Annotated in this window: 22 protein-coding genes and 1 pseudogene; 3 read left to right on the top strand and 20 right to left on the bottom strand. The window is 64.3% G+C overall.

Annotated features, from left to right (window positions below):
- Positions 1-203: 203 nt before the first annotated feature.
- Together HMPREF3088_RS02785 and HMPREF3088_RS10635 are read left to right on the top strand one after the other, a co-directional pair.
- Complete coding sequence (locus HMPREF3088_RS02785) at positions 204-1,382, top strand: EsaB/YukD family protein (protein ID WP_070758315.1); 1,179 nt, start codon at positions 204-206, stop codon at positions 1,380-1,382.
- A pseudogene (locus HMPREF3088_RS10635) lies at positions 1,379-2,278 on the top strand (S8/S53 family peptidase); the annotation flags it as partial. The gene HMPREF3088_RS02785 and the pseudogene HMPREF3088_RS10635, both read left to right, overlap by 4 nt.
- Positions 2,279-2,595: 317 nt before the next feature.
- On the opposite strand, the gene eccB reads toward HMPREF3088_RS10635, so the two are convergent.
- Positions 2,596-3,957, bottom strand: a complete 1,362-nt coding sequence (eccB, locus tag HMPREF3088_RS02775) for a type VII secretion protein EccB (RefSeq protein ID WP_070758311.1) — start codon at positions 3,955-3,957, stop codon at positions 2,596-2,598.
- Positions 3,958-4,147: 190 nt separating this feature from the next.
- Here eccB and HMPREF3088_RS02770 point away from each other — a divergent pair, with 190 nt between their 5' ends.
- Positions 4,148-5,161 carry a hypothetical protein gene (locus HMPREF3088_RS02770; protein ID WP_070758309.1) on the top strand — a complete coding sequence of 338 codons (1,014 nt, stop codon included), beginning with the start codon at positions 4,148-4,150 and terminating at the stop codon, positions 5,159-5,161.
- Positions 5,162-6,004: 843 nt separating this feature from the next.
- On the opposite strand, the gene HMPREF3088_RS02765 is transcribed toward HMPREF3088_RS02770, so the two are convergent.
- The 19 genes from HMPREF3088_RS02765 to HMPREF3088_RS02675 all read right to left on the bottom strand — a co-directional run bounded on the left by HMPREF3088_RS02765 (position 6,005) and on the right by HMPREF3088_RS02675 (position 20,270).
- On the bottom strand, positions 6,005-6,196 hold the full coding sequence (locus tag HMPREF3088_RS02765; RefSeq protein ID WP_246818011.1) for a hypothetical protein: 192 nt from the start codon (positions 6,194-6,196) through the stop codon (positions 6,005-6,007).
- 135 nt (positions 6,197-6,331) lie between these two features.
- Entirely contained in the window at positions 6,332-7,306 is a 975-nt protein-coding gene (gene truA / locus HMPREF3088_RS02760; RefSeq protein ID WP_070758308.1) for a tRNA pseudouridine(38-40) synthase TruA, read from the bottom strand.
- 224 nt (positions 7,307-7,530) lie between these two features.
- Positions 7,531-8,001, bottom strand: a complete 471-nt coding sequence (rplQ, locus tag HMPREF3088_RS02755; RefSeq protein ID WP_070758307.1) for a 50S ribosomal protein L17 — start codon at positions 7,999-8,001, stop codon at positions 7,531-7,533.
- A gap of 46 nt (positions 8,002-8,047) precedes the next feature.
- Positions 8,048-9,061 carry a DNA-directed RNA polymerase subunit alpha gene (locus tag HMPREF3088_RS02750; protein ID WP_070758306.1) on the bottom strand — a complete coding sequence of 338 codons (1,014 nt, stop codon included), beginning with the start codon at positions 9,059-9,061 and terminating at the stop codon, positions 8,048-8,050.
- Positions 9,062-9,174: 113 nt separating this feature from the next.
- Positions 9,175-9,780, bottom strand: a complete 606-nt coding sequence (gene rpsD / locus HMPREF3088_RS02745) for a 30S ribosomal protein S4 (RefSeq protein ID WP_012359613.1) — start codon at positions 9,778-9,780, stop codon at positions 9,175-9,177.
- A gap of 25 nt (positions 9,781-9,805) precedes the next feature.
- Positions 9,806-10,213 (bottom strand): 30S ribosomal protein S11, encoded by a 408-nt coding sequence (gene rpsK, locus HMPREF3088_RS02740; protein WP_012359612.1) that lies wholly within the window; start codon positions 10,211-10,213, stop codon positions 9,806-9,808.
- Positions 10,213-10,581, bottom strand: coding sequence for a 30S ribosomal protein S13 (gene rpsM, locus HMPREF3088_RS02735; protein WP_012359611.1), 369 nt, complete (start codon positions 10,579-10,581; stop codon positions 10,213-10,215). Before rpsM ends, rpsK begins: the two co-directional genes overlap by 1 nt.
- A gap of 239 nt (positions 10,582-10,820) precedes the next feature.
- The gene (gene infA / locus HMPREF3088_RS02730) at positions 10,821-11,039 is read right to left on the bottom strand and encodes a translation initiation factor IF-1 (RefSeq protein WP_012359610.1); all 219 of its coding nucleotides are present in this window, start codon (positions 11,037-11,039) and stop codon (positions 10,821-10,823) included.
- Positions 11,040-11,217: 178 nt separating this feature from the next.
- Positions 11,218-12,012, bottom strand: coding sequence for a type I methionyl aminopeptidase (gene map, locus HMPREF3088_RS02725; protein WP_070758305.1), 795 nt, complete (start codon positions 12,010-12,012; stop codon positions 11,218-11,220).
- A 158-nt stretch (positions 12,013-12,170) separates the two neighbouring features.
- A complete protein-coding gene (locus HMPREF3088_RS02720; protein WP_070758304.1) occupies positions 12,171-12,716 on the bottom strand; it encodes an adenylate kinase in 546 nt (181 codons plus the stop codon).
- Positions 12,713-14,047 (bottom strand): preprotein translocase subunit SecY, encoded by a 1,335-nt coding sequence (secY, locus tag HMPREF3088_RS02715; protein ID WP_070758303.1) that lies wholly within the window; start codon positions 14,045-14,047, stop codon positions 12,713-12,715. Before secY ends, HMPREF3088_RS02720 begins: the two co-directional genes overlap by 4 nt.
- Before the next feature lie 370 nt (positions 14,048-14,417).
- Positions 14,418-14,864 carry a 50S ribosomal protein L15 gene (rplO, locus tag HMPREF3088_RS02710; RefSeq protein WP_070644715.1) on the bottom strand — a complete coding sequence of 149 codons (447 nt, stop codon included), beginning with the start codon at positions 14,862-14,864 and terminating at the stop codon, positions 14,418-14,420.
- Between the two features lie 2 nt (positions 14,865-14,866).
- Positions 14,867-15,052: a 50S ribosomal protein L30 gene (gene rpmD / locus HMPREF3088_RS02705; RefSeq protein ID WP_070644714.1), complete on the bottom strand. Its 186-nt coding sequence runs from the start codon at positions 15,050-15,052 to the stop codon at positions 14,867-14,869.
- A gap of 3 nt (positions 15,053-15,055) precedes the next feature.
- Positions 15,056-15,697: a 30S ribosomal protein S5 gene (gene rpsE / locus HMPREF3088_RS02700; RefSeq protein WP_070644713.1), complete on the bottom strand. Its 642-nt coding sequence runs from the start codon at positions 15,695-15,697 to the stop codon at positions 15,056-15,058.
- A 40-nt stretch (positions 15,698-15,737) separates the two neighbouring features.
- Positions 15,738-16,148, bottom strand: a complete 411-nt coding sequence (rplR, locus tag HMPREF3088_RS02695) for a 50S ribosomal protein L18 (RefSeq protein WP_012359603.1) — start codon at positions 16,146-16,148, stop codon at positions 15,738-15,740.
- Positions 16,148-16,684: a 50S ribosomal protein L6 gene (gene rplF, locus HMPREF3088_RS02690; RefSeq protein WP_070758302.1), complete on the bottom strand. Its 537-nt coding sequence runs from the start codon at positions 16,682-16,684 to the stop codon at positions 16,148-16,150. The genes rplR and rplF overlap by 1 nt, the downstream gene beginning before the upstream one ends.
- Before the next feature lie 18 nt (positions 16,685-16,702).
- Positions 16,703-17,110, bottom strand: coding sequence for a 30S ribosomal protein S8 (gene rpsH / locus HMPREF3088_RS02685; protein ID WP_012359601.1), 408 nt, complete (start codon positions 17,108-17,110; stop codon positions 16,703-16,705).
- A 437-nt stretch (positions 17,111-17,547) separates the two neighbouring features.
- The gene (locus HMPREF3088_RS02680; RefSeq protein WP_070758403.1) at positions 17,548-19,611 is read right to left on the bottom strand and encodes a PhoX family protein; all 2,064 of its coding nucleotides are present in this window, start codon (positions 19,609-19,611) and stop codon (positions 17,548-17,550) included.
- Positions 19,612-19,781: 170 nt separating this feature from the next.
- Positions 19,782-20,270 (bottom strand): hypothetical protein, encoded by a 489-nt coding sequence (locus HMPREF3088_RS02675; protein ID WP_070758301.1) that lies wholly within the window; start codon positions 20,268-20,270, stop codon positions 19,782-19,784.
- Positions 20,271-20,408: the final 138 nt, after the last annotated feature.

Raw genomic sequence — 20,408 nt, 5'->3', positions numbered from 1 at the left:
CCCGTGTGCCCAGCGGGAATGCGCCGGACAGGGCAGCTCAATGGCCGTGTGCGCCTAAACATAGACCCCGGTGAAGACATCTCGTGGCGAAATCCCCCAATTTGCCACCCCCGTGTCCGCCCCACCCGCTATTGTTCTGTTCAGTCCTGGCTGGGGTATTCGGGTCGGGGCGAAAAATTGGGGGAAAATTTGAGGGGGATATTTTGATTGCCATCAGCATTTCGGTGCCCAGCACGGGCAAGGTGATTAACGCCGCGGTGGCGGATCACGTGCCGGTCGCGGAGCTCATTCCGCATCTCGTGGACCCGGAGCCGGGGCAGCTGTGGGAGCTGCGCCGGGCAGTGGGGGTGGTTGCGCCGGAGCAGTCGCTCGCGGAGGCCGGCATCCACGCGGGCGAGGCCTTGGCTTTGCACTGTCGCAAGCCCGCCGAGCCGCCCGCCCCGCCATTGGAGGCGGCGGATGAGCTTTCCGGGGACGTCGGCACCAATTACGCCGCGTGGATCATCGCTGCTGCCGTGGTGTTGCTCGCCTTCCGCGCGACCCCGTTGTGGCATCCGTTGGATTTCCACGGTGCCGCTCATTTTGGTTTTCAGGACGCCGCCGCGGGCGGTGGGGTCGACCTCGCAGTGTTGTTGCCGCTGGTCTTCAGCACCTTCGCTGCGGTGGCAGTGGCCGCACTGAGCTTGTTTGATCGGCGGTTTGTCCCGGTGGCAGCGGCCCTGGGTTTTGCCGTCGGGTTGAACGTGAACGTGCTGGTGGGCTGCGTGGTTGCCGCGCTGTTGGTGTGGCGGCCGGGGCCGGTGCGAGTGGGAACGATCGCGGCTGCGGTGTTGGCGGCCATCAATTTCTGGCCGCCAATCACTGCGCTGGCCGCGGTGGTGCTGCTGATCTACTCCGGCCAGTTGGCGCTGGCGATTGCGAAGGTCGTGGTCCCGCGCGTACCGGCCGCGGGTGTGTTCCGCGATCCGGTGGCCAACGAGGCCGGCCCGGTAGTGCAGGTGCACTCCGCTCTGGTGGCGGCGGCCTGTGCGTGGTTATTCGCCTCCGTGGTTCAGCTGGTGCCGTGGGGTGGGCCCACCCCGTCAGTGTGGACGGTGCTACTGGTGGTCGCGCTGGTCGTGGCCGCGTTATCTGCCCGCGGTACGCGCCCCTTCCACGCCAATGCGCTGGCCGTGATGGCGGGTTGTTCGATCGTGTGGCTGGGCCATCAGGTGCCGTGGGGTGTGCTGGCGTTGGTGCTGGTGGTCTTACCTCTGGTGCAGATCTCCTCGCCCCGGGTGGGCCGGGTCGTCGACGCCCTGGAGGCCGTGGCCTTCTGCGCCGCAGTCCCGCTGACACTGCATGGCGCAGGCGTGTTTGAGCTGATCAGGGGGCTCGGATGACTCCCCCACCAGCAGCTCCCGCACGCGGGAACATCAACCTCAACTGCCAGGAACAGGCACGCGACCCGGACCTCCACCTACCAGCACCGGCATATCCACACGACCTGGCCACTGGCCATGGCAGCACCATCATCGTGGTGGACACCGGTGTGGCCCTGCCGGGGGCGACCGGGGAACGGGATTCGTGCATTCTGCATGGCACCGCGGTGGCCACGACCGCCGCGCAGGCCGCGCCCGGCGCGCACATCCACAGCCTCCGACACGCCTCTAGGCCCGACGCGGTGGAGGGCACCGTCGAGGAGCTGGTCACGGCCCTCGACCAGGCGCGGAAGGTCAAGGCCAAGCACAAGATCGTCAACGTCTCGATGGTCACCTGCGAACCCGCCCCGGCGCTGGAGAAGGCGGTGCGCGAGCTCGTCGCCGACAACACACTGGTGGTCGCTCCCATCGGAAATATGGGGCAGTGCGACGCCGGGGCCGCGACGTTCCCGGCCTCCCTGCCAGGGGTGCTGTCCGTCGGGGCTGTGGAAAGCGGCACCGTCATGGGCGGTGGTGCGGGATCTGCCGGAGGCTCCGCGGCGACGAGCACCGCCGGAGCTGGTGCAGGACGCGCCGCCACGGGCGGGGGTTCTCCGGGCGACCAGCCCGCCCCGGCCGTCCTCAACAGCGGCCGGGTGCCTGCCGCCTATGGGCTGGCCGGAGTTCCCGCGGACATCTACGCGCCGGGTGGCCCGGTGGTCGCGCAGGTGGGCGATGGCCCGCCGGTGGTGGGCTCGCCGGAGCCTTTCATCGGCACGAGTTTCGCCGCCCCCGTGGTCAGTGGGGTGGCTGCGATGGTCTGGCAGCTCCGCCCGGAGCTCACGGCCGCAGAGGTGACAGGCCTGCTGCGGGAGACCGCGCAACCAGGTGGCGCCATCGACGGTGTGGAGGGGTTGCAGACCGCGAGGGTCGTGGATCCTTCGGCCGCCCTGAGCCTGGCTCGCGACCAGCAACGGAACCATATGGCGGACGCGGCGGGCCAGGATCACCGTGGGGACGGTGCCGTGGAACGCGCCAAGGCGGGCCTGCCCGGCGGCCCCCACGATAAAAACCCCGGCAACGAAGCCGGGGCCCACGACGCGGCCACCTCCGGCGCCTTCGATGCGCCCGGCGATGCCGTGGCCGACGTCCCGGTGGCGGTCACCGCCGCGCCCGTCGCCGAGCAGGTGACGGACTACCGGGTGCCGTTGGCGCTCTCTGCGGTGTTGGCGGTGGCCTTAGTGCTTGTGCTCGTTGCCCGGGCATTCGCTTCGGAGAGCACCCCACCCTCCGGCAGCCCGGAGATCACCCGCCAGGGCACCTGAGTGTGCTCGGTGAAGCCGAGAGCCGTGAGGTCCTCGGCCTTACCCACCGTGAAGCGGGTGCCGGTGGCGTCGACCAAGAAGAAGCCACGCTCGGTGAGCAACGCGCTCGTGCCCGCAGGTCCGGCGTAAGCCGCCCGGGGGTCCTGCCCCGCGGCGTCGTCCTTGCTTTCGGTCCCAGCCCCGCCAGCAGAACCGTCAGCCTCCCCGCCAGCCTCCCCGCCAGCGGCCCCATCACCGGCACCGGTGCGCTTACCGTCGCCGTCCCCATCACCGTCACCCGCCGGCTCCGCCAAGCCCTTCTCCCCCAGGCAGGATTGCTCCGGGTGCGCCCAAGAGGCCTCCCGGTCGGGAACGTTTGGCAGCAGGTCAATCATCGGCTGCGCCATGACCGCCCCCAGCTCCGCATCAAAGCTCCCACCCGGTGCGAGGGCCTCCACGTACTCCCGGCGCGGGCCGGTCACTTCCGACACCCCGCCACGGCCAACCAGGAATGCCCGGTCACCGGCGTGCGCTACCGTCCCCGCCCGGTGGAAGGGCTTCTTCAACCCGGAGAGCCCCCGCGGGATCAAGCTATCGCCCTGCTCGTCAAAGCGATTGAGCAGCTCCGGGGCCATCGAAATCTCCACCGCCCCGAGGGCACGCGCGGCCCCACCTTCAGCGAGGCTGCGCTTGGTCCCGTCGATCAGCCACACCGCCTTGCCGGAGCGCACCACGCCCCGCTGGTAGCTCTCCACTTCCTCAACGGCCCTCACCTGCAGCGTATCCGGCTTCCCCGCGGCCTCCGAGGTATCGCACACCAGCCACTGCTGCACCGGCGCGGGGTTCAGCCCCGGCACGTGCCCAATGCCCACCGCTGGCCCCATCGGCGCTCCCCCATTGCCTTCCTGGATCAGCGCGGCGGTGGAGTTCTTCACCTCCACCGGCTGGCGCAGCATCAACCGGGCGCTCGCCACGTTGCTCACCGGGTGGAAACCGTCCTCCAGGCGGACATGCAGGCTGCCCTGCTCGTCGGCGACGAGGGCGGCGTCGTCAATGGAGGGGGCCGGCCGCAACAGCGAAAGCATCACCGCACCACCCGCGATCAGCGCGCTCACGAGAAACCCGACCCCGATACTGCGGCGTTGGGCGCGTAGCGGGTCGTGGGCCATGCGCGGATCGCCGATGACCAGCGCGAGCTCCAGCCGCCGGAGAAGAAAACGGTAGCCCGATACTTGCAGACTTGTGGTGCGCACGATTTCCCCCTGAATTCTGTGCGTTGTTTCTCACGTGCGTGGCCTGCGTTCCTTCCGCAATGGCCGCACTGCTGCCCTCCCCCGAGGGCGATTTCTTCAATCTAATGCGCGCGTGGGTGCGCTGTGACAGAATTCGGGAGAATCAACAAGGGATGTGGGGCATCCCGGGGGATACGCAGGGGGAATTCGCGTGGCTTTAGTGCATGTTTTGCTCATCGGGATCGTTGCCGCGTTGGCTGCCGCGGGTGGTTGGTGGCTGTGGAGCGCCCGGGTCCGCCCGGAGGATCAGGAGCGGCAGGTGTGGCGGATCGCGCCTGCTCCGCACGACTTTTTCGACGCCCCGGAGCCGGTCACCGTGGGTGTTGCGCGCCTGGTCGCTGGCATGGGCACATCCGGCCCCGAGGTGTCGGGGGAGGACGTCGACGCCGTCCACTCCAGCACCGTTTCTCACGCTCCGTCTTCTTCCATTGGGGACGTCAGCACGAGCGCCAGCGCGGTGGCTGCCTCGCCGCTGCTGGTACACCAGCAGGATCTCGGCGGGGAACTGCCCGCCCTGCTCACGGGGAACGTGGGCGCGACCTTCGCCTCGATCCCGGCACCTTACAGCGGGCGCGTGCCCTTCGCAGCTGCCGGCTCCGGGGTGGTGGCCTGGCCGGTAGATGGTGCCGTCCTATCCACCGCCACAGGACCAGAGGACGGTGCGCAGCGGGAGTTCACTGACCCGGGGCCGACGTTCCGGGCGCTGCCTGCGCCCGGCTGGCTGCTGGGGCTGAGTTCTGCGGGCAATCCGGTGCAGGTGCAGCTCGTGCCGGGATCCACCGTGCTGCTGCACGGGGCTGGCTCCGCTGAGCGCCTGCTGGAACGCCTGCCCGCAGACCTGCCCTGGGTGCAGGTTCTCCGCGCGGAAACCCTCCCCCTTCCGAAGGGCGATACAAAGACCGCGAACACGCAGTCCTTCGCCGGGGCTTCGACACCGGCTAAGGAGCCCCGTGATCTCGGGGCCCGCTGGCGCGAGGCGTGGTCGCCGACAGTCTGCCGGGTGGTGTTGGCTTCCTCCACCGAGGAGGCCACTCGCCACGGCATCATCGCGGATCTAGTGATTGATTCCCGGGGCACCGTGAGCCACCGCGGGCGCGAGGTCCGCTTCGATCCGATGCACCTGCCAAGCACCAACGCGCTCGAGCACGCGGAAGCCTCCCACTAGCGACTCTGGAAAACGCGCCGCGCTATACCGCTATCAGCAAAAGCAATCCGCTAACCACGAACAATCTTGGATTCATTGCCCGGAGGGCACTCCCAGCCCACGGGGCTAGGCATACCGAGCTCATCCACCAAAACTCGAAGAGCAACGTCGGGACAGTCCCTCACAGCCGCAGCTGTCTGGGTCTTCCGCCACTTCAGTCGCGCTTCAGCCAGCCGATCTTCCCAGTCTTTTTTCCTCGGAACTTTCAGCTTGAATTCTTGTCTGAGGGCTTCCAATACGTCTTCCAGGCATGGGCGGAACCTGTGTCCACCCGTAGGAAAGTGAAACCTAGACAAAGCGGGATACGTCGAGATGAAGTTTCTAACCTTTTTGTCGTTACTGGGGTTGAGCTTCCTATGCAGTCCTAGAAGATGAGTCATCTCATCCCGATGGGCATGAACATGGATATGAGAACTGGGGTAGCTCGACTTCCGTCGGTCGTATTCGACTCGAAATAGGGGCTCACCATTTGCTTTATCTCGGGGATAAACAGCAAACGACGATCGCTCAACCGCCAAGAAAGACTTAGTTGAGTCCCACGAGCATCTGAACTCGATCCTCAGCCCCAGAATCGCGTGCTCATTCAAGCGGAGCGGAATAATCCCTGCTTCCTCGTCGTGTTGTGCCAGCCGAATGGAGACGGCGCCTGGCTCCATTACCTTGGTCGAAAACTTGAAGTCTCGACCCGTGAAGGCTCTGACAGAAGCCCGCAGGTCGTCAACAAACTCATGCACCAGAGCGTCGAGCTTTTCGATTGTTTCCCCCTCTCTCGAAGCAACCCCTGCTTCGTCTTTTTCGCGTGCGCTACTCCAGACCCAGTAGCCACCGCAGCTCGGTGATACGCTCCCACTTCGCGAACTCTCGCGGGGTCAGGTTGTAGCTATAGGCACGGCTTTCGAACTCTACGAGGTCTCCGCCCACAGAACGCTCCAGTTCAGCTAGCTCCTTCTCAGCAGCGACCTTGGAGAGTGGTTCCAACAGTGGTGCAGACATCATGCCCTCCCTTCAATACCGATAGCCTTCACCGCCAGTATGCCCTCATTTGGGCGAAAAAGATAGGCAGAAAGCCACCCAGGCACAGCCGCCGTCAAACTCATCCACAGCCCGGATCCTACCCACCCCCAAAGCCCCCTACAGCTCCCGCACCGCCCGGGTCTCCGCAGCACGCGCCGCCAACTCAGAGGCGTCCGGGTAATCAACACCCACGAGATTCAGCCCCTCCGCCGGTGCGACAGGCACCTGCGAGCTGCGCTCATCCAGCTCCAGCAGCTCGGCCGTGAAACCCTCCGGGCGCTTGCCCTCCCCCACCGTCAGGCACGCCCCCACGATGGAACGCACCATCGACCAGCAAAACGCATCCGCCACCACGTGCGCCTCATAGGTCTGCGGCTCGGCGGGCGTGGACACATCCTTCCAGGTGAACTCCTGCAGTTCCCGGATCGTCGTCGCCCCCTCGCGCGCCTTGCAGTAAGCAGCGAAGTTATTCAGCCCCACCAGCGCATCCGCCGCGATCTGCACCTTCTCCAGATCAACCGGCCGGCGCCACCGCGCGGTATCCCGCACCCGCCGTGGCAGCGACCCACCCGGGGCCGTGCACACCCGGTACACGTAGTGGCGCCGCAAAGCGGAGAATCGGGCGTCGAAGCCCTCCGGGGCAGCCACTGCCGCGTTCAAGCGAATATCCTCCGGAAGCATCCGGGAAAGCCGGCGCACCAGGTCCTCGGGCCTAGCCAGGCTCCGCTGCGTGAACGCCTCCGCCGGGATATCCGCGTGGCAGACCTGTCCATCGGCGTGCACGCCCGCGTCCGTCCGCCCCGCCACAGTCAGCTCCACGGGCGTGCGGCACACCAGGGTTAGCTTCTCCTCCAGCACGCCCTGCACGGTCCGCAAGCCGCCCTTCTGCGCGGCCCAGCCGTGGAAGTCCGTCCCGTCGTAGGAGACGTCCATCCGCACGCGCACGGTCTCCCCGGCACCGTCCCCACCAGCGGCGTCCCCGACGACGTCGCCCACCGCGCCCTTAACGGCGACGTCGCTGTCCGCCCCCGTCAGCGCCGTCCCGATCCCGGTTGTCGCGCCCCCCGCTGCCCCAGATTCCGTTGAACTCATGTCCCCAAATCTACCCGGCACCACCCGTGCCCCCGAAACCCCTCCAGCCCAGCCAGGCCCGCATCACCCCAGCCAGGCCACGGCCACCGAAACCCCTGCCAGCCCAGCCGCGTGCCCTAGCAATAGCAAAAGCCGGGCACCACGCTCGTGCGTAGTACCCGGCTCCCGGCAGACCCTACAGTGCCCGCCGGTTGAAGAGATCGAAGGATCACCTCAGCGGAGAATTACTTCTCCTCTGCGGCCTCGTCCTTCTCCTCAGCTGCCTCGGCAGCCTTCTCCTCGGCAGCCTTCTTGGATGCAGCGGCGCGGGTTGCACGCTCTGCCTCCTTGGAAGCCAGCTTCTCGGTCACCAGGGAGATCTGGGACATCGGAGCGTTGTCGCCCTTACGGTTCTCCAGCTTGATGATGCGGGTGTAACCGCCCTCACGGCCTTCGAACTTCGGGGCCAGCTCGGTGAACAGGTGGGACACGACGTCCTTGTTCGGGATGAGCTTCAGCACGTTGCGACGATCAGCCAAGGTGCCGTTCTTGGCCTTGGTGATGATCTTCTCAGCGTAGGGACGCAGGAGCTTCGCCTTGGCGTCCGTGGTCTTGATTGCGCCGTTCTCGAACAGCTGGGCTGCGAGATTGGACAGGATCTTCTTCTGGTGGGAAGCAGATCCGCCCAGACGGGCGCCCTTCTTAGGGGTTGGCATGTCTTCTCCTCGAGTGGGTTAAAAGCTTTGAGCGCTTAAGTGCGATTTACTCCGCGATGTCTTCGCCCTCGGTCTCGACCCACTCACCGGTCTCGGCGTCGTAGCCTTCGATGTCGGAGAGGTCGAAACCTTCTGGGGAGTCCTTGAGTGCCAGGCCCAAGCCAGCCAGCTTGACCTTGACCTCGTTGATGGACTTCTGGCCGAAGTTCCGGATGTCCAGCAGATCGGACTCGGTGCGAGCAGCCAGCTCACCAACGGTGTGGATCTCTTCCCGCTTCAGGCAGTTGTAGCTGCGCACGGAGAAGTCCAGGTCCTCGATCGGCATGTTGTATGCGGCGATGTGCTCGGATTCCTGGGGGGACGGGCCGATTTCGATGCCCTCCGCCTCGATGTTGAGCTCCTGTGCCAGGCCAAAGAGCTCGACCAGGGTCTTGCCGGCGGACGCCATGGCGTCGCGCGCGGACATGGAGCTCTTGGTCTCCACGTCGAGGATCAGCTTGTCGAAGTCCGTGCGCTGCTCGACACGGGTTGCCTCGACCTTGTAGCTGACCTTCAGGACCGGGGAGTAGATCTGGTCGACAGGGATGCGACCGATCTCGTCGGTGGAGGTAGCAGCCGGGACGTAGCCACGGCCGCGCTCAACGACCAGCTCGATATCCAGCTTGCCCTGCTCGTTGAGGGTGGCGATGTGCAGGTCCTTATTGTGGACCTCCACGCCTGCTGGGGTCTCGATGTCTGCGCCGGTGACCGCTCCTGGGCCTTCCTTGCGCAGGTACATGGTGACCGGCTCATCGAAGTCGCTCGACAGGACGAGGGACTTGATGTTCAGGATGATGTCGGAGACATCCTCCTTCACGCCCGGGACGGTGGTGAACTCGTGGAGCACACCATCGATCCGCAGGGAGGTCACGGCTGCACCTGGGATGGAGGACAGCAGGGTGCGGCGCAGGGAGTTGCCGAGGGTGTAGCCGAAGCCCGGCTCAAGCGGCTCGATGACGAACCGGGAGCGGGAGTCGTCGATGAACTCCTCGGACAGCTCTGGACGCTGGGAAATCAGCATGTGTTACTTCTCCTTGTCGGCGACCGCTATTTGACGCCGGTAGCAGGATTGCCGTGCACCGTGGTGGTAGACGGCGGGGAGTAAATGTCTGTTTTTCAGATCGTTGTCGTGGACTACTTGGAGTAGTACTCGACGATGAGCTGCTCCTGCAGCGGGATGTCGATCTGAGCGCGCTCGGGCAGCTGGTGCACGAGGATGCGCAGGGTGGACGGAACGACCTGCAGCCACGCCGGAACGTTGGCGTCGACCAGGTTGTCCTGTGCCTCGTCGAACCACAGCATGGAGCGGGAACGATCGCGGACATCGATGATGTCGTACTGGGAGACGCGGAAGGACGGAACGTTGATCTTCTTGCCGTTCACGGTGAAGTGACCGTGGGAGACCAGCTGACGTGCCTGGCGGCGGGTGCGTGCCAGACCAGCGCGGTAGATCACGTTGTCGAGGCGAGCCTCCAGCAGGATGACCAGGTTGTCACCGGTCTTGCCCGGCATTGCGTTGGCCTCTGCGTAGTAACGGCGGAACTGCTTCTCCATGACGCCGTAGGTGAAGCGAGCCTTCTGCTTCTCCTGCAGCTGGATCAGGTACTCCGACTCCTTGATGCGAGCGCGGCCAGCCTGACCCGGTGGGTACGGGCGGCGCTCGAAGGAACGGTCGCCACCGACGAGGTCGACGCGGAGGCGACGGGACTTACGGGTAACTGGGCCGGTATAACGAGCCATTGTTTATCCCTTAACCTTTCTTTTCTTAGACGCGACGACGCTTCGGTGGGCGGCAGCCGTTGTGCGGCTGTGGGGTGACGTCGGCGATGGTGCCGACCTCAAGCCCAGCGGTGGACAGGGAGCGGATTGCGGTCTCGCGACCAGAGCCCGGCCCCTTGACGAAAACGTCGACCTTCTTCATGCCGTGCTCCATTGCCTTGCGGGCAGCGGACTCGGCAGCCAGCTGTGCGGCGAAAGGCGTGGACTTGCGGGAACCCTTGAAGCCAACCTGGCCGGAGGATGCCCACGAGATGACGTGGCCCTTCGGGTCCGTGATGGACACGATGGTGTTGTTGAAGGTGGACTTGATGTATGCGTGACCCTGGGTCACGTTCTTCTTGACTACGCGACGGCCGCGGCGGGCGCGCGTAGCGGTGCTCTTCGGTGCAGCCATTACTTCTTCTTTCCTGCGATCGTCTTCTTCGGGCCCTTACGGGTACGAGCGTTGGTCTTGGTGCGCTGGCCACGGACTGGCAGGCCACGGCGGTGGCGCAGTCCCTGGTAGGAACCAATCTCGATCTTGCGACGGATGTCGGCCTGGATTTCGCGGCGGAGGTCACCCTCAACCTTCCAGTTGTTCTCGATCACGTCACGCAGAGCTGCGAGCTGCTCGTCGCTCAGGTCCTTGGAACGCAGGTCCGGGGAGATGCCGGTCTTTTCCAGCAGCTCCTTGGATCGGGCTGGGCCGATTCCGAAGATGTAGGTCAGTGCGACCTCCATGCGCTTTTCGCGTGGCAGGTCTACACCAGCAAGGCGTGCCATATGGCATTATCCTTCCGGTTTTACGGCGGTTTTCTCCGTACTCATCCCGGTGGTCTGCTTCCTTCTTTTGACGACGTCACCCGCAATCGGGCGGGTCGTTGTCAAGAGGTTCAGCAGCGGGCTCCGGCCGCCGCGGCCAGAGGTAGGCAACCTCACCCACATGGCCACGTGTTGCGCGGCCGTGCCGCATGTGACCATGGGCGGGTGAGATTTGGATGTACGAAGGCTGACAGAGTTTTTTACTTGTAGCGGTAAACGATACGACCGCGAGAGAGGTCGTATGGAGAAAGCTCGACTACAACGCGGTCCTCAGGAAGGATGCGGATGTAGTGCTGACGCATCTTGCCAGAGATGTGTGCGAGCACCTTGTGCCCGTTATCCAGCTCGACTCGGAACATTGCATTCGGCAGGGGCTCGATGATGCGGCCCTCGACCTCAATGGCACCTTCTTTGGCCATATCCTCCACATTTCCCCGATGAACATGCTGGTCATCGGCTATTTGTGCGTGTATCGCTACGATGGTGCGGTCTTCTTGGCTCCCCGTTTTTGGGGTGCGTCACCTGCACCATCGGTCTATCGTACACGTGACCTGGGGCTTTAACAACTGCAGGCCAAGGGCGGAGGAGCCCGGTGGATTAGCGGCGCGGGGTGAGGATGCGCGGGCCGCCGGCGGTGGCGGCGACGGTGTGCTCCCAGTGGGAGGAGTAGCTGCCGTCGACGGTGACCACTCCCCAATCGTCGTCGAGGACGGCGGTGTCGATGGTGCCGAGGGAAAGCATCGGCTCGATCGCGAGAACGGAGCCCTCCTGGATGACCGGACCGCGGCCCGGGCGCCCCTCGTTGGCGAGGTACGGGTCCTCGTGCATGCTGCGGCCGATGCCGTGGCCGCCGTAGCCGTCGATGATGTGCAGCGGCACGCCGAACTTCTCCTCGGCCTTGCGGGTCGCGACTTCGAGGGCGTGGGAGACGTCGGTGAGGTGGTTGCCCGGGCGCATTGCCTTCAGCCCCTCCATGAGGACCCACTCGGTGGCCTGGTTGAGCAGTTCGTGCTCGCGGGCGATCTCGCCGATGCCAAAGGTCCAGGCGGAGTCCCCCACCCAGCCGTCGAGGATGGCGCCGCAGTCGATGGAGACCAGGTCGCCTTCCTTGAGGACCACATCCGCCGCCGGGATGCCGTGGACCACCATGTCGTTGACAGAGCTGCAGATGGAACCTGGGAAGCCCTGGTAGCCGAGGAATGCTGGCGTGGCGCCGGCCTCGCGGATGGTAGCCTCGGCAAGCTCGTCGAGGTCGAGGGTGCTCACCCCGGGCTTCGCGGCGGCCTTCACGGCCTGCAGGGTACGGCCCACGACCTCGCCTGCGGCCTGCATGGCGTCCAGTTCCGCGGGTGTCTTCGCCGCGATCTTCTTGCTCTTCTTTCGGAAAGCCACCGAAAGCCTCCTTGTTCTTGTGTTTTCGCAGCCCACATTGGTGGGCCAAAAGTTAAACCCGCCCACCGGTGACGTCCGGAAGATGGGCGGGAAAAACGGGCCGTCGGGCCCTACCGTCAGCGGTCACCGCACGTGCTGGCGGTGATGCTTCCTGGCGTTTACTTATCCAGGGCGCAGAGGGTGGCCTCGGAGATGTCCTCCACGGAGCCCTCGGCATCGATGTTGAGGATGCGGCCCTGGTAGTAGTCGATCAGCGGTGCGGTCTCCTCGCGGTAGACCTGCAGGCGGGTGCGGATCGTGGACTCGTTGTCGTCGTTACGGCCACGGGAGAGCATGCGCTCGACCACGACGTCCTCGGAGACCTGGTAGTTGATGACCGCGTCCAGCTTCAGGTCCTTCTCCTTGAGCATCTCCTCGAGCAGGTCGGCCTGCTCGATGGTGCGCGGGAAGCCGTCCAGCAGGAAGCCGTTGGCGGCGTCGCCCTCGTCGAGGCGGGCGCGGACCATGTTCGCGGTGACCTCGGTCGGGACCAGCTTGCCGGCGTCCATGTACTCCTGAGCCTGCTTGCCAAGCTCGGTGCCCTGGGAAATGTTCGCGCGGAACAGGTCGCCCGTGGAGATGTGCGGGATGTTCAGTGCGTCGGAGAGCAGCTGGGCCTGGGTGCCCTTGCCGGCACCGGGAGGGCCGAGGAGAACTAGTCTCATTTGAGGAATCCTTCGTAGTTAGCTTGCATCATTTGCGATTCGATCTGCTTGACCGTGGTCAGGGCCACGGACACGAGAATCAGAACCGCGGTACCACCGAACGGCATGCCGCCGCCGGAGGCCTGGGACGTGTCCACTCCCAAGTTAATGAGAATGTTGGGCAGCACCGCAATGATACCCAAGTACAGGGAGCCCACGACCAGAAGGCGGTTCATCACGTAGCCGAGGTATTCGGCGGTCGGGCGGCCCGGGCGGATACCCGGGATGAAGCCACCGTACTTCTTCATGTTATCCGCCTGGTCGTACGGGTCGTACTGGACGGAGACGTAGAAGAAGGAGAAGAAGATGATCAGCGCGAGGTAGACCAGGATGTACTGCCATGCCGCCGGGTTTTGCAGGACGGTCATGACGTTGCGGTTCCACCAGTTGTTCGCGACGTCCTCGCCGGCTGCGGCACCGGACTGGATGATCTGGGTGATCAGGATCGGGACGGTCAGCAGGGAGGACGCGAAGATCACCGGGATCACGCCGGCCTGGTTGACCTTGAGCGGCAGGTAGGTGGAGGTCTCGCCGTACTGGCGGCGGCCGATCATGCGCTTGGCGTACTGCACCGGGATGCGGCGCTGGCCCTGCTCGACGAAGACCACGCCGACGATGAGCAGCAGCATGCCGAAGACCACCGCACCGAAGATGAAGCCACCCGAGTTGGAGAGGATGGATACGCCCTCCCCCGGCAGGGTGGTCGCGATGCCCGCCATAATGAGCAGGGACATGCCGTTACCCACGCCGCGGTCGGTGATCAGCTCGCCGAGCCACATCACGAGAACGGCGCCGGAGGTCATGATGAGGACCATGACGATCAGGCCGAAGATGCCGACGTCGTCCTTGAGGACCGGGATGCCCTGGCCGAGGAGCTGCTCGCGGTCCGCTAGGGCGACGATGCCCGCGGACTGCAGCAGGGCCAGCGCGACGGTGAGATAACGGGTGTATTCCGTCATCTTCGCCTGCCCGGTCTGGCCCTCCTTCTTCAGCTGCTCGAACTTCGGGATCACCACGGTGAGCAGCTGCACGATAATCGACGCCGTAATGTACGGCATGATGCCGATCGCGAAGATGGACAGCTGCAGCAGCGCGCCGCCGGAGAAGAGGTTGATCAGCGAGTAGACCGCGGAGGATTCGGTGAGCTCCGAGATCTGCTTGGTGATGTTTGCGTAATCGACGCCCGGCGTTGGGATCTGCGAGCCGATGCGGTACAGGATGATCATCGCAAGAGTGAAAAGGATCTTCTTGCGGAGATCAACGTTTTTGAACGCCCCGGTGATGGCGGACAAACTGGCCTCCTGTGTTGGTGGGCCCGCACTGTGGTGGCCGCGCGAGTTCTCGCGGGGCTGGTGCCGCAGGGCGTGCGCCATGGAATTGAAGTCTTTAGTAGCAAAGTAGCAGCCGGTGCAGACACGACTTTCTTCGCCGTGCTACCGGTTGCTTATTATGCCACCCCTGGGCGGCCGCTGGATGAGGGTCGCCTAGGCAGATAACCAAACCAGAGTAACAGTTTTGCTGCTGGTTTAGAAAGTTTCCGGCCTGCTTAGGGCGTGGATTATAGAAACAACAAGACCCCGCCGGTGCGTGGTGCACCCTGCGGGGTCTTGCTTTGGCGTTACCGGGCGGGGAAAGCCCCTCGCCAGGTCGCGTTATTCAGGCTTAAGCCTCCGTGACGGAGCCGCCTGCCTTCTCGATCTTCTCCTTAGCGGAGCCCGAGAACTTGTTTGCGGTGACGTTCAGCTTGACGCTGATCTCGCCGTTGCCCAGGACCTTGACCGGCTGCTTAGCGCGGACCAGGCCAGCTGCGACGAGGTCGGCAACTGCGACGTCGCCGCCGTTCGGGAAGGCCTTCTCGAGGTCGGAGACGTTCACGACCTGGAAGATGACCTTGTTGTTGTTCTTGAATCCCTTGAGCTTCGGCAGACGCATCTGCAGTGGCATCTGGCCACCCTCAAAGTATGCAGGAACCTTGTTGCGGGCCTTGGTGCCCTTCGTACCACGACCAGCGGTCTTACCCTTGGATGCTTCACCACGACCGACGCGGGTCTTGGCCTTGTTTGCACCCTTGGCCGGACGGAGGTCGTGGAGCTTGATTGGATCGCTCATTTTTACTCCCCTGCCACTTCTTCGACCTCGACCAGGTGGCGAACGGTGTGGACCATGCCGCGGGTGACAGAGTTGTCCTCGCGGATGACTTCCTGACCGATGCGCTTCAGGCCGAGGGAACGCAGCGTGTCACGCTGGTTCTGCTTCTTACCAACAGTGCCCTTGATCTGACGGATCTTCAGTGCCATGGGTTATGCCCCCTGTCCTGCAGCACGGGCGCGCAGCATGGCTGCCGGAGCAACCTCTTCGAGGCTCTTGCCACGACGTGCGGCGACCTCTTCTGGGCGCACGAGCTCCTTGAGGCCGGCCACCGTTGCGTGAACAACGTTGATGGCGTTCGGCGAGCCGAGCGACTTGCAGAGAATGTCCTGGACGCCAGCGCACTCCAGCACCGGACGGGCTGCGCCACCGGCGATAACACCGGTACCTGGTGCAGCCGGACGCAGCATGACGACGCCTGCTGCGGCCTCACCCTGCACCGGGTGGGTGATGGTGCCGTTGATCATCGGGACGCGGAAGAAGTTCTTGCGAGCTTCCTCGGCACCCTTCTGGATAGCGGCTGGGACTTCCTTGGCCTTGCCGTATCCGACACCGACCATGCCCTGGCCGTCACCCACGATCACCAGAGCGGTGAAGCTGAAGCGACGACCACCCTTGACGACCTTGGACACACGGTTGATGGTGACGACGCGCTCGATGTACTGGTTGCGCTCGTCCTGCTGGTTGTTGCGACGATCATTACGGCCACCGCGCTCGTTGCGGCCGCCGCGCTGGTTGCGATCGTTGCGGTTGTTCTCGGCGGAGCGTCCGCCGTTACGGTCACGTTCCGACATCACGCGTTCCTTCCGTTGGAGTTCATGGTGTTGGTGGTCATTAGAACTTCAGACCACCTTCGCGGGCGGCGTCTGCCAGAGCGGCGACGCGGCCGTGGTACTGGTAGCCAGCGCGGTCGAAGACGACTGCCTCGATGCCAGCTTCCTTCGCACGCTGTGCGATCAGTTCGCCAACCTTGGCGCCACGTGCCTTCTTGTCGCCCTCGACTCCACGGACCTCTGCTTCGAGGGTGGACGCAGCGCACAGGGTGTGACCGACGGTGTCGTCGATGATCTGTGCGTGCATGTGGCGAGAAGAACGGTGCACGACGAGACGCGGGGTCTCCGGGGTGCCCTGGATGGTCTTGCGGATGCGGTTGTGACGGCGGGAGCGCGCAACGCGACGGCGAGTGGAGATGTCCTTGCCCAGCGGAAGGCGCTTGCCAGCCTTGTTGGAATCGTTGTTGCTCATTACTTACCCGTCTTTCCGACCTTGCGACGGACCTGCTCGCCCTCGTAGCGGATGCCCTTACCCTTGTATGGGTCATCCTTACGCAGGCCACGAATGTTGGCGGCGATCTGTCCGACCTTCTGCTTGTCGATGCCAGAGATGGAGAACTTGGTGTTTCCGTCCACGGCGAAGGTGATACCTTCGTCAGCCTTGATCAGGATTGGGTGGGAGTAGCCCAGGGAGAACTCGAGGTCCTTGCCCTTGAGCTGCACACGGTAACCAACGCCGAAGATCTCCATCTTCGTGGTGTACCCCTCGGTCACGCCAACAACCATGTTGTTGACGAGGGAGCGGGAAAGGCCGTGCAGGGAGCGGTTCTTGCGGTGATCGTCCGGGCGGGAGACGATGATCTCGTCGCCTTCCTGTGCCACTGCGATCGGCGCTGGGATGTCAGTGTTGAGGGTGCCCTTCGGGCCCTTGACCTCAACGTTCTGACCGTTGATGGTGACGGTGACGCCAGAAGGGACGGACACCGGAGCGAAGCCGATACGAGACATGCTTGGTTCCTCCTTCTATTACCAGACGTAGGCGAGCACTTCGCCGCCGACGCCCTTGTTCGAGGCCTCACGGTCAGTCAGCAGGCCGTGGGACGTGGAGATGATCGCCACGCCCAGGCCACCGAGAACCTTTGGCAGATTGGTGGACTTGGTGTACACACGCAGGCCTGGCTTGGAGACGCGGCGGACACCGGCGAGAGCGCGCTCGCGGGTCGGGCCGTACTTGAGGGTGATCTCAAGCTCCTTGCCTGCCTTGCCATCCTTGCGGTCGTTGACGGCAAAGTCTTCGATGTAGCCTTCCTGCTTCAGGATCTCAGCAATGTGAGCCTTGAGCTTGGAGGAAGGCATCGTGACGCTGTCGTGGAACGCGTTGGAAGCGTTCCGCACGCGGGACAACATGTCCGCGATCGGGTCAGTCATGGTCATGGTTTAGGTGACCTTTACCTTTCTCGTTGCGGTTCCCGTTCCCACCCTTTTCGCGTGCACCGCGACTCGCTGGCGACTAACGCACTTCCAAGCCCAATAGCTTGGGGCGCTCGCTACCAAGATGTGTCCGCGGCCGCTATGGGCAGGGGGCCTACAACAAAGTGGATGTTTTCTTACTAGCTCTTGTTGACTGTGTGAGCAGATCTGCGCACGTCAAGTGTGCTGTGGGCACACTTTTCCCGCAACAAGACTCAACAAGCTTAGCAACCTGCGTATTTATTGCCAAGCCGGGCCGGTGGGCCCGCTAGCTATCCACTCCAGGCTTCTCGCGTTCCCCCGTGGGCGACTGACCACGAAGCCGCGGCGCAGACCCATTCGCTGCACCGCGGCTTTATCCTGTGGCTCCCCCGCTAGGCCTTTCCGCTAGACCCTTTCCGTTAGGCCTCAATACCGATCTTCTTACCGTCGCGGCGCCACACCACAGCCACGGCCGGGCGCGGCACCGAGTTGCCGCCCTCGGGCCAGTGGGAGGCCGGCTTTTCGAAGGTGGCGTCGTCGTCCTCGCCTGGGTGCTGGACGTTCACCATGACGCGCTCGTCCGTAACGATCGGGCCACAGGTCTCCGCAGCCACCGGAACGGTGAGGAAGCAGCGGGTCTCGCCGCGGTTCTCGCCCTTCAGGCCGACCGCGTACAGGCCGTCGTTGCTGTCCAGGGCGTTGCCGTCGGTGGAGATCCACAGGTTACCGTGGGAGTCGAAGGCCAGGTTATCCGGGCAGGAGATCGGGGAAACCTTGGACTTATCGAAGCCGCCGAAGTAGGTCTCTGCCTCCTCCGGGTCACCACAGACCAGCAGCAGGTTCCAGGTGAACTTCTCCCCCGCGTGCTCGTCGTCGATCTCCATGACCAGGCCGTTCTTGTTCTCCCGGATCGGGGCGTATTCCTTCGGGTCCTCCTGGTTCTTCTCGGCGTTCTCGCCGGTCGCACCGCGGTACTTGTTATTGGTCAGTGCAACGTAGACCAGGCCGGTGTGCGGGTTGGCCTCGAAGTCCTCCGGGCGGTCCATCTTGGTCGCACCGACCTTGTCCGCAGCCATGCGGGTGTAGACGGCGACCTCCTCTGGGGTGAAGCCCTCGACGTGGGACTTCGCGCCGTCCGCGGTGACGGTCAGCAGCTTCTTCCACTGGCCAGTGCCGTCGAACTTGCCGTCCTCTGGCAGCTCGCCGTCGCCGGTGATCTCCTTGTCCGGGGAGTTGCCCTTCAGGGTGGCGACGTAGAGAGTGCCCTCGTCGAGGATGGTCATGTTGTGCTTCATGTCCCCCTCCTTGATCTTCTTGGAGGAAACGAACTTGTAGATGTACTCGAAGCGGGCGTCGTCGCCGGAGTAGCAGACGACGGTGCCGTCGTCGGTGACGTAGATGTTGCCGGCCTCGTGCTTGAAGCGGCCCATGGAGGTGTGCTTGACCGGGGTGGAGTACGGGTCGGTCGGGTCGACCTCCACCATCCAGCCGAAGCGGTGGAACTCGTTGGGCTCCTTGGAGAGGTCGAAGCGGTCGTGGAGGCGCTCCCACTTGCGCTCGGAGGCACCCTCCGGGGCATCGAAGCGCTTGATGTCTTCCTTGGCCTTGCCCTCGACCTGGGCCTTGTCGGCGTTGGCCCAGTACTGCTCGAAGTTCTCCTCGCCGGAGAGGAAGGTGCCCCACGGGGTGATGCCGCCGGAGCAGTTGTTCAGGGTGCCGCGGACCTTCTTGCCGCTCGGGTCGGCCTTGGTCTTGACCAGGTCGTGGCCGGCGGCCACGCCGCGCATCTCGAAGATGGTCTCGCCGGTGATGCGGCGGTTCAGCGGGCCGAACTCACGCTTGAGCTCGCCGGTCTTGCCGACCTTGGAGACCTCGAGGATGGTGTGACCGTGGTTGGCCAGGCCGATATTGATCTGCTCGTCGGTGGGGTTCTCGGCGTCGTAGCGCGGGAACATGTGTGGCTCGGTGGTGTACTCGTGGGAGCACACGTACAGCAGGCGGTTCGGGTCCTTCGGGTGCTCCAGCAGGCCTGCGAAGTCGTTGTTGAAGCCGAACTGGCGCTCCGCGGCCTTGGCGGTCTGCTTGTACGGGTCGAACTTCGGGGCGTCCGGGAAGATAGGGTCACCCCAGGCGATCAGGACGCCGGAGGCGTAGCCCTCGGGAACCACGAGCTCGTCCTTCTCATTGGCAGCCACTGGCTCGAACTGCATGCCCTTCAGCGGGCCGGGGGCTTTGCCGTCCTCCGACGAGCCCGCGGACTGGGCGGTGCTGCCGTCCGCACAGGCCGCCAGTGCGCTTCCGCCGCCGACCGTCAGCGCTGCCAGGCCAGCACCCCGCAGCACGCTGCGGCGGGAGATGTCCCCGAAGTATGGGTTCGAGGAGGTGTTTGAGCACTCCCCGAAGCAGGCGTTACCGCACTTGTAGGTACAGGTGCGGGACGAGCGACGAGATTGGAACAGCAGGTTCATGCCCTTGATTGCCACGTAATTGTCCTTCTTCTTGTGGGTCTTGCGAAGAACAAGATAGGCAAGCGAGGTGACCTGCAAGGGAGGCCAGAGTGAATCCGGCGTTAATTGTCTGTACCCCCTGGCGTGGCGCCTCCCCTACTCGTTTGCGCTCCCCCGGAGTGCGCCGCGCCAGAACCTGCGCGGGGTTAGTTGTCGGCCTTGAGCGCCCGCTTTGCTGCGCGCTTCTCGGCCTTCTTGATCTTCCGCTTCGTGGCGAACTTATTGGCACCGTCGGCGGCATCCATGGCGACGAGCCCGGCGCCGATCGCGACGAGGAAAACGTTGGAGGAAAGCTGCAGGCCCTCCTCGGTGGGGCGGATGCCGTCCTCGTGGGTCATGTTGGGGTTGCGGAAGTACATGGAGAGCAGCCCGGCGCCGAAGGTGGTCAGGGCCGCACCGGCGAGCTTGTTGGAGACGAAGGGCGCGAGCAGGGCGCCGCCGACCGCGAGTTCTGCCCCGCCGAGGATATTGGCGAATTGATCGCTGGGCAGCTTCTTCAGAGCCGGGACGCCAGTGGCGGCGAGCTGCTGGAGGCCAGCGGACTTGGCTGGCTCGGCGCCGAACTTCTCGATCGCAGAGTTGACGATGTAGGCGCCCGGGACGGAACGCAGGATTGCGCTAGGCAGGAAAGACATTTTTGCTCCTTTGCTGTTCTTCGCATCTCCGGCACGGAAACACCGGGATGCTGATAAATGCAGAATGATCCCCAGCTTAGCGACGAAACCTCACCCCTGTCGATGATGTATCACCTTGTTCCGCGAATACCCCTCCCC

The organism is Corynebacterium sp. HMSC22B11, from assembly GCF_001815965.1.
Lineage (GTDB): Bacteria > Actinomycetota > Actinomycetes > Mycobacteriales > Mycobacteriaceae > Corynebacterium.
This window is presented reverse-complemented; position numbering and strand designations above follow the sequence as displayed.

Bases quoted from the DNA above. Each gene is read 5' to 3' on its own strand.
- rpsH (WP_012359601.1), bottom strand. From the start codon at position 17,110: ATGACCATGACTGACCCGATCGCGGACATGTTGTCCCGCGTGCGGAAC.
- rpsE (WP_070644713.1), bottom strand. From the start codon at position 15,697: ATGTCGGAACGTGACCGTAACGGCGGACGCTCCGCCGAGAACAACCGC.
- HMPREF3088_RS02675 (WP_070758301.1), bottom strand. From the start codon at position 20,270: ATGTCTTTCCTGCCTAGCGCAATCCTGCGTTCCGTCCCGGGCGCCTAC.
- HMPREF3088_RS02765 (WP_246818011.1), bottom strand. From the start codon at position 6,196: ATGATGTCTGCACCACTGTTGGAACCACTCTCCAAGGTCGCTGCTGAG.
- truA (WP_070758308.1), bottom strand. From the start codon at position 7,306: ATGAGTTCAACGGAATCTGGGGCAGCGGGGGGCGCGACAACCGGGATC.
- rpsM (WP_012359611.1), bottom strand. From the start codon at position 10,581: ATGGCACGCCTTGCTGGTGTAGACCTGCCACGCGAAAAGCGCATGGAG.
- rplO (WP_070644715.1), bottom strand. From the start codon at position 14,864: ATGAGCGATCCAATCAAGCTCCACGACCTCCGTCCGGCCAAGGGTGCA.
- rpmD (WP_070644714.1), bottom strand. From the start codon at position 15,052: ATGGCACTGAAGATCCGTCAGATCAAGGGCACTGTTGGTAAGAAGCAG.
- rplR (WP_012359603.1), bottom strand. From the start codon at position 16,148: ATGAGCAACAACGATTCCAACAAGGCTGGCAAGCGCCTTCCGCTGGGC.
- rpsK (WP_012359612.1), bottom strand. From the start codon at position 10,213: ATGGCTGCACCGAAGAGCACCGCTACGCGCGCCCGCCGCGGCCGTCGC.
- HMPREF3088_RS02750 (WP_070758306.1), bottom strand. From the start codon at position 9,061: ATGCTGATTTCCCAGCGTCCAGAGCTGTCCGAGGAGTTCATCGACGAC.
- rpsD (WP_012359613.1), bottom strand. From the start codon at position 9,780: ATGGCTCGTTATACCGGCCCAGTTACCCGTAAGTCCCGTCGCCTCCGC.
- rplF (WP_070758302.1), bottom strand. From the start codon at position 16,684: ATGTCTCGTATCGGCTTCGCTCCGGTGTCCGTCCCTTCTGGCGTCACC.
- HMPREF3088_RS02720 (WP_070758304.1), bottom strand. From the start codon at position 12,716: ATGAGACTAGTTCTCCTCGGCCCTCCCGGTGCCGGCAAGGGCACCCAG.
- rplQ (WP_070758307.1), bottom strand. From the start codon at position 8,001: ATGCCAACCCCTAAGAAGGGCGCCCGTCTGGGCGGATCTGCTTCCCAC.
- infA (WP_012359610.1), bottom strand. From the start codon at position 11,039: ATGGCCAAAGAAGGTGCCATTGAGGTCGAGGGCCGCATCATCGAGCCC.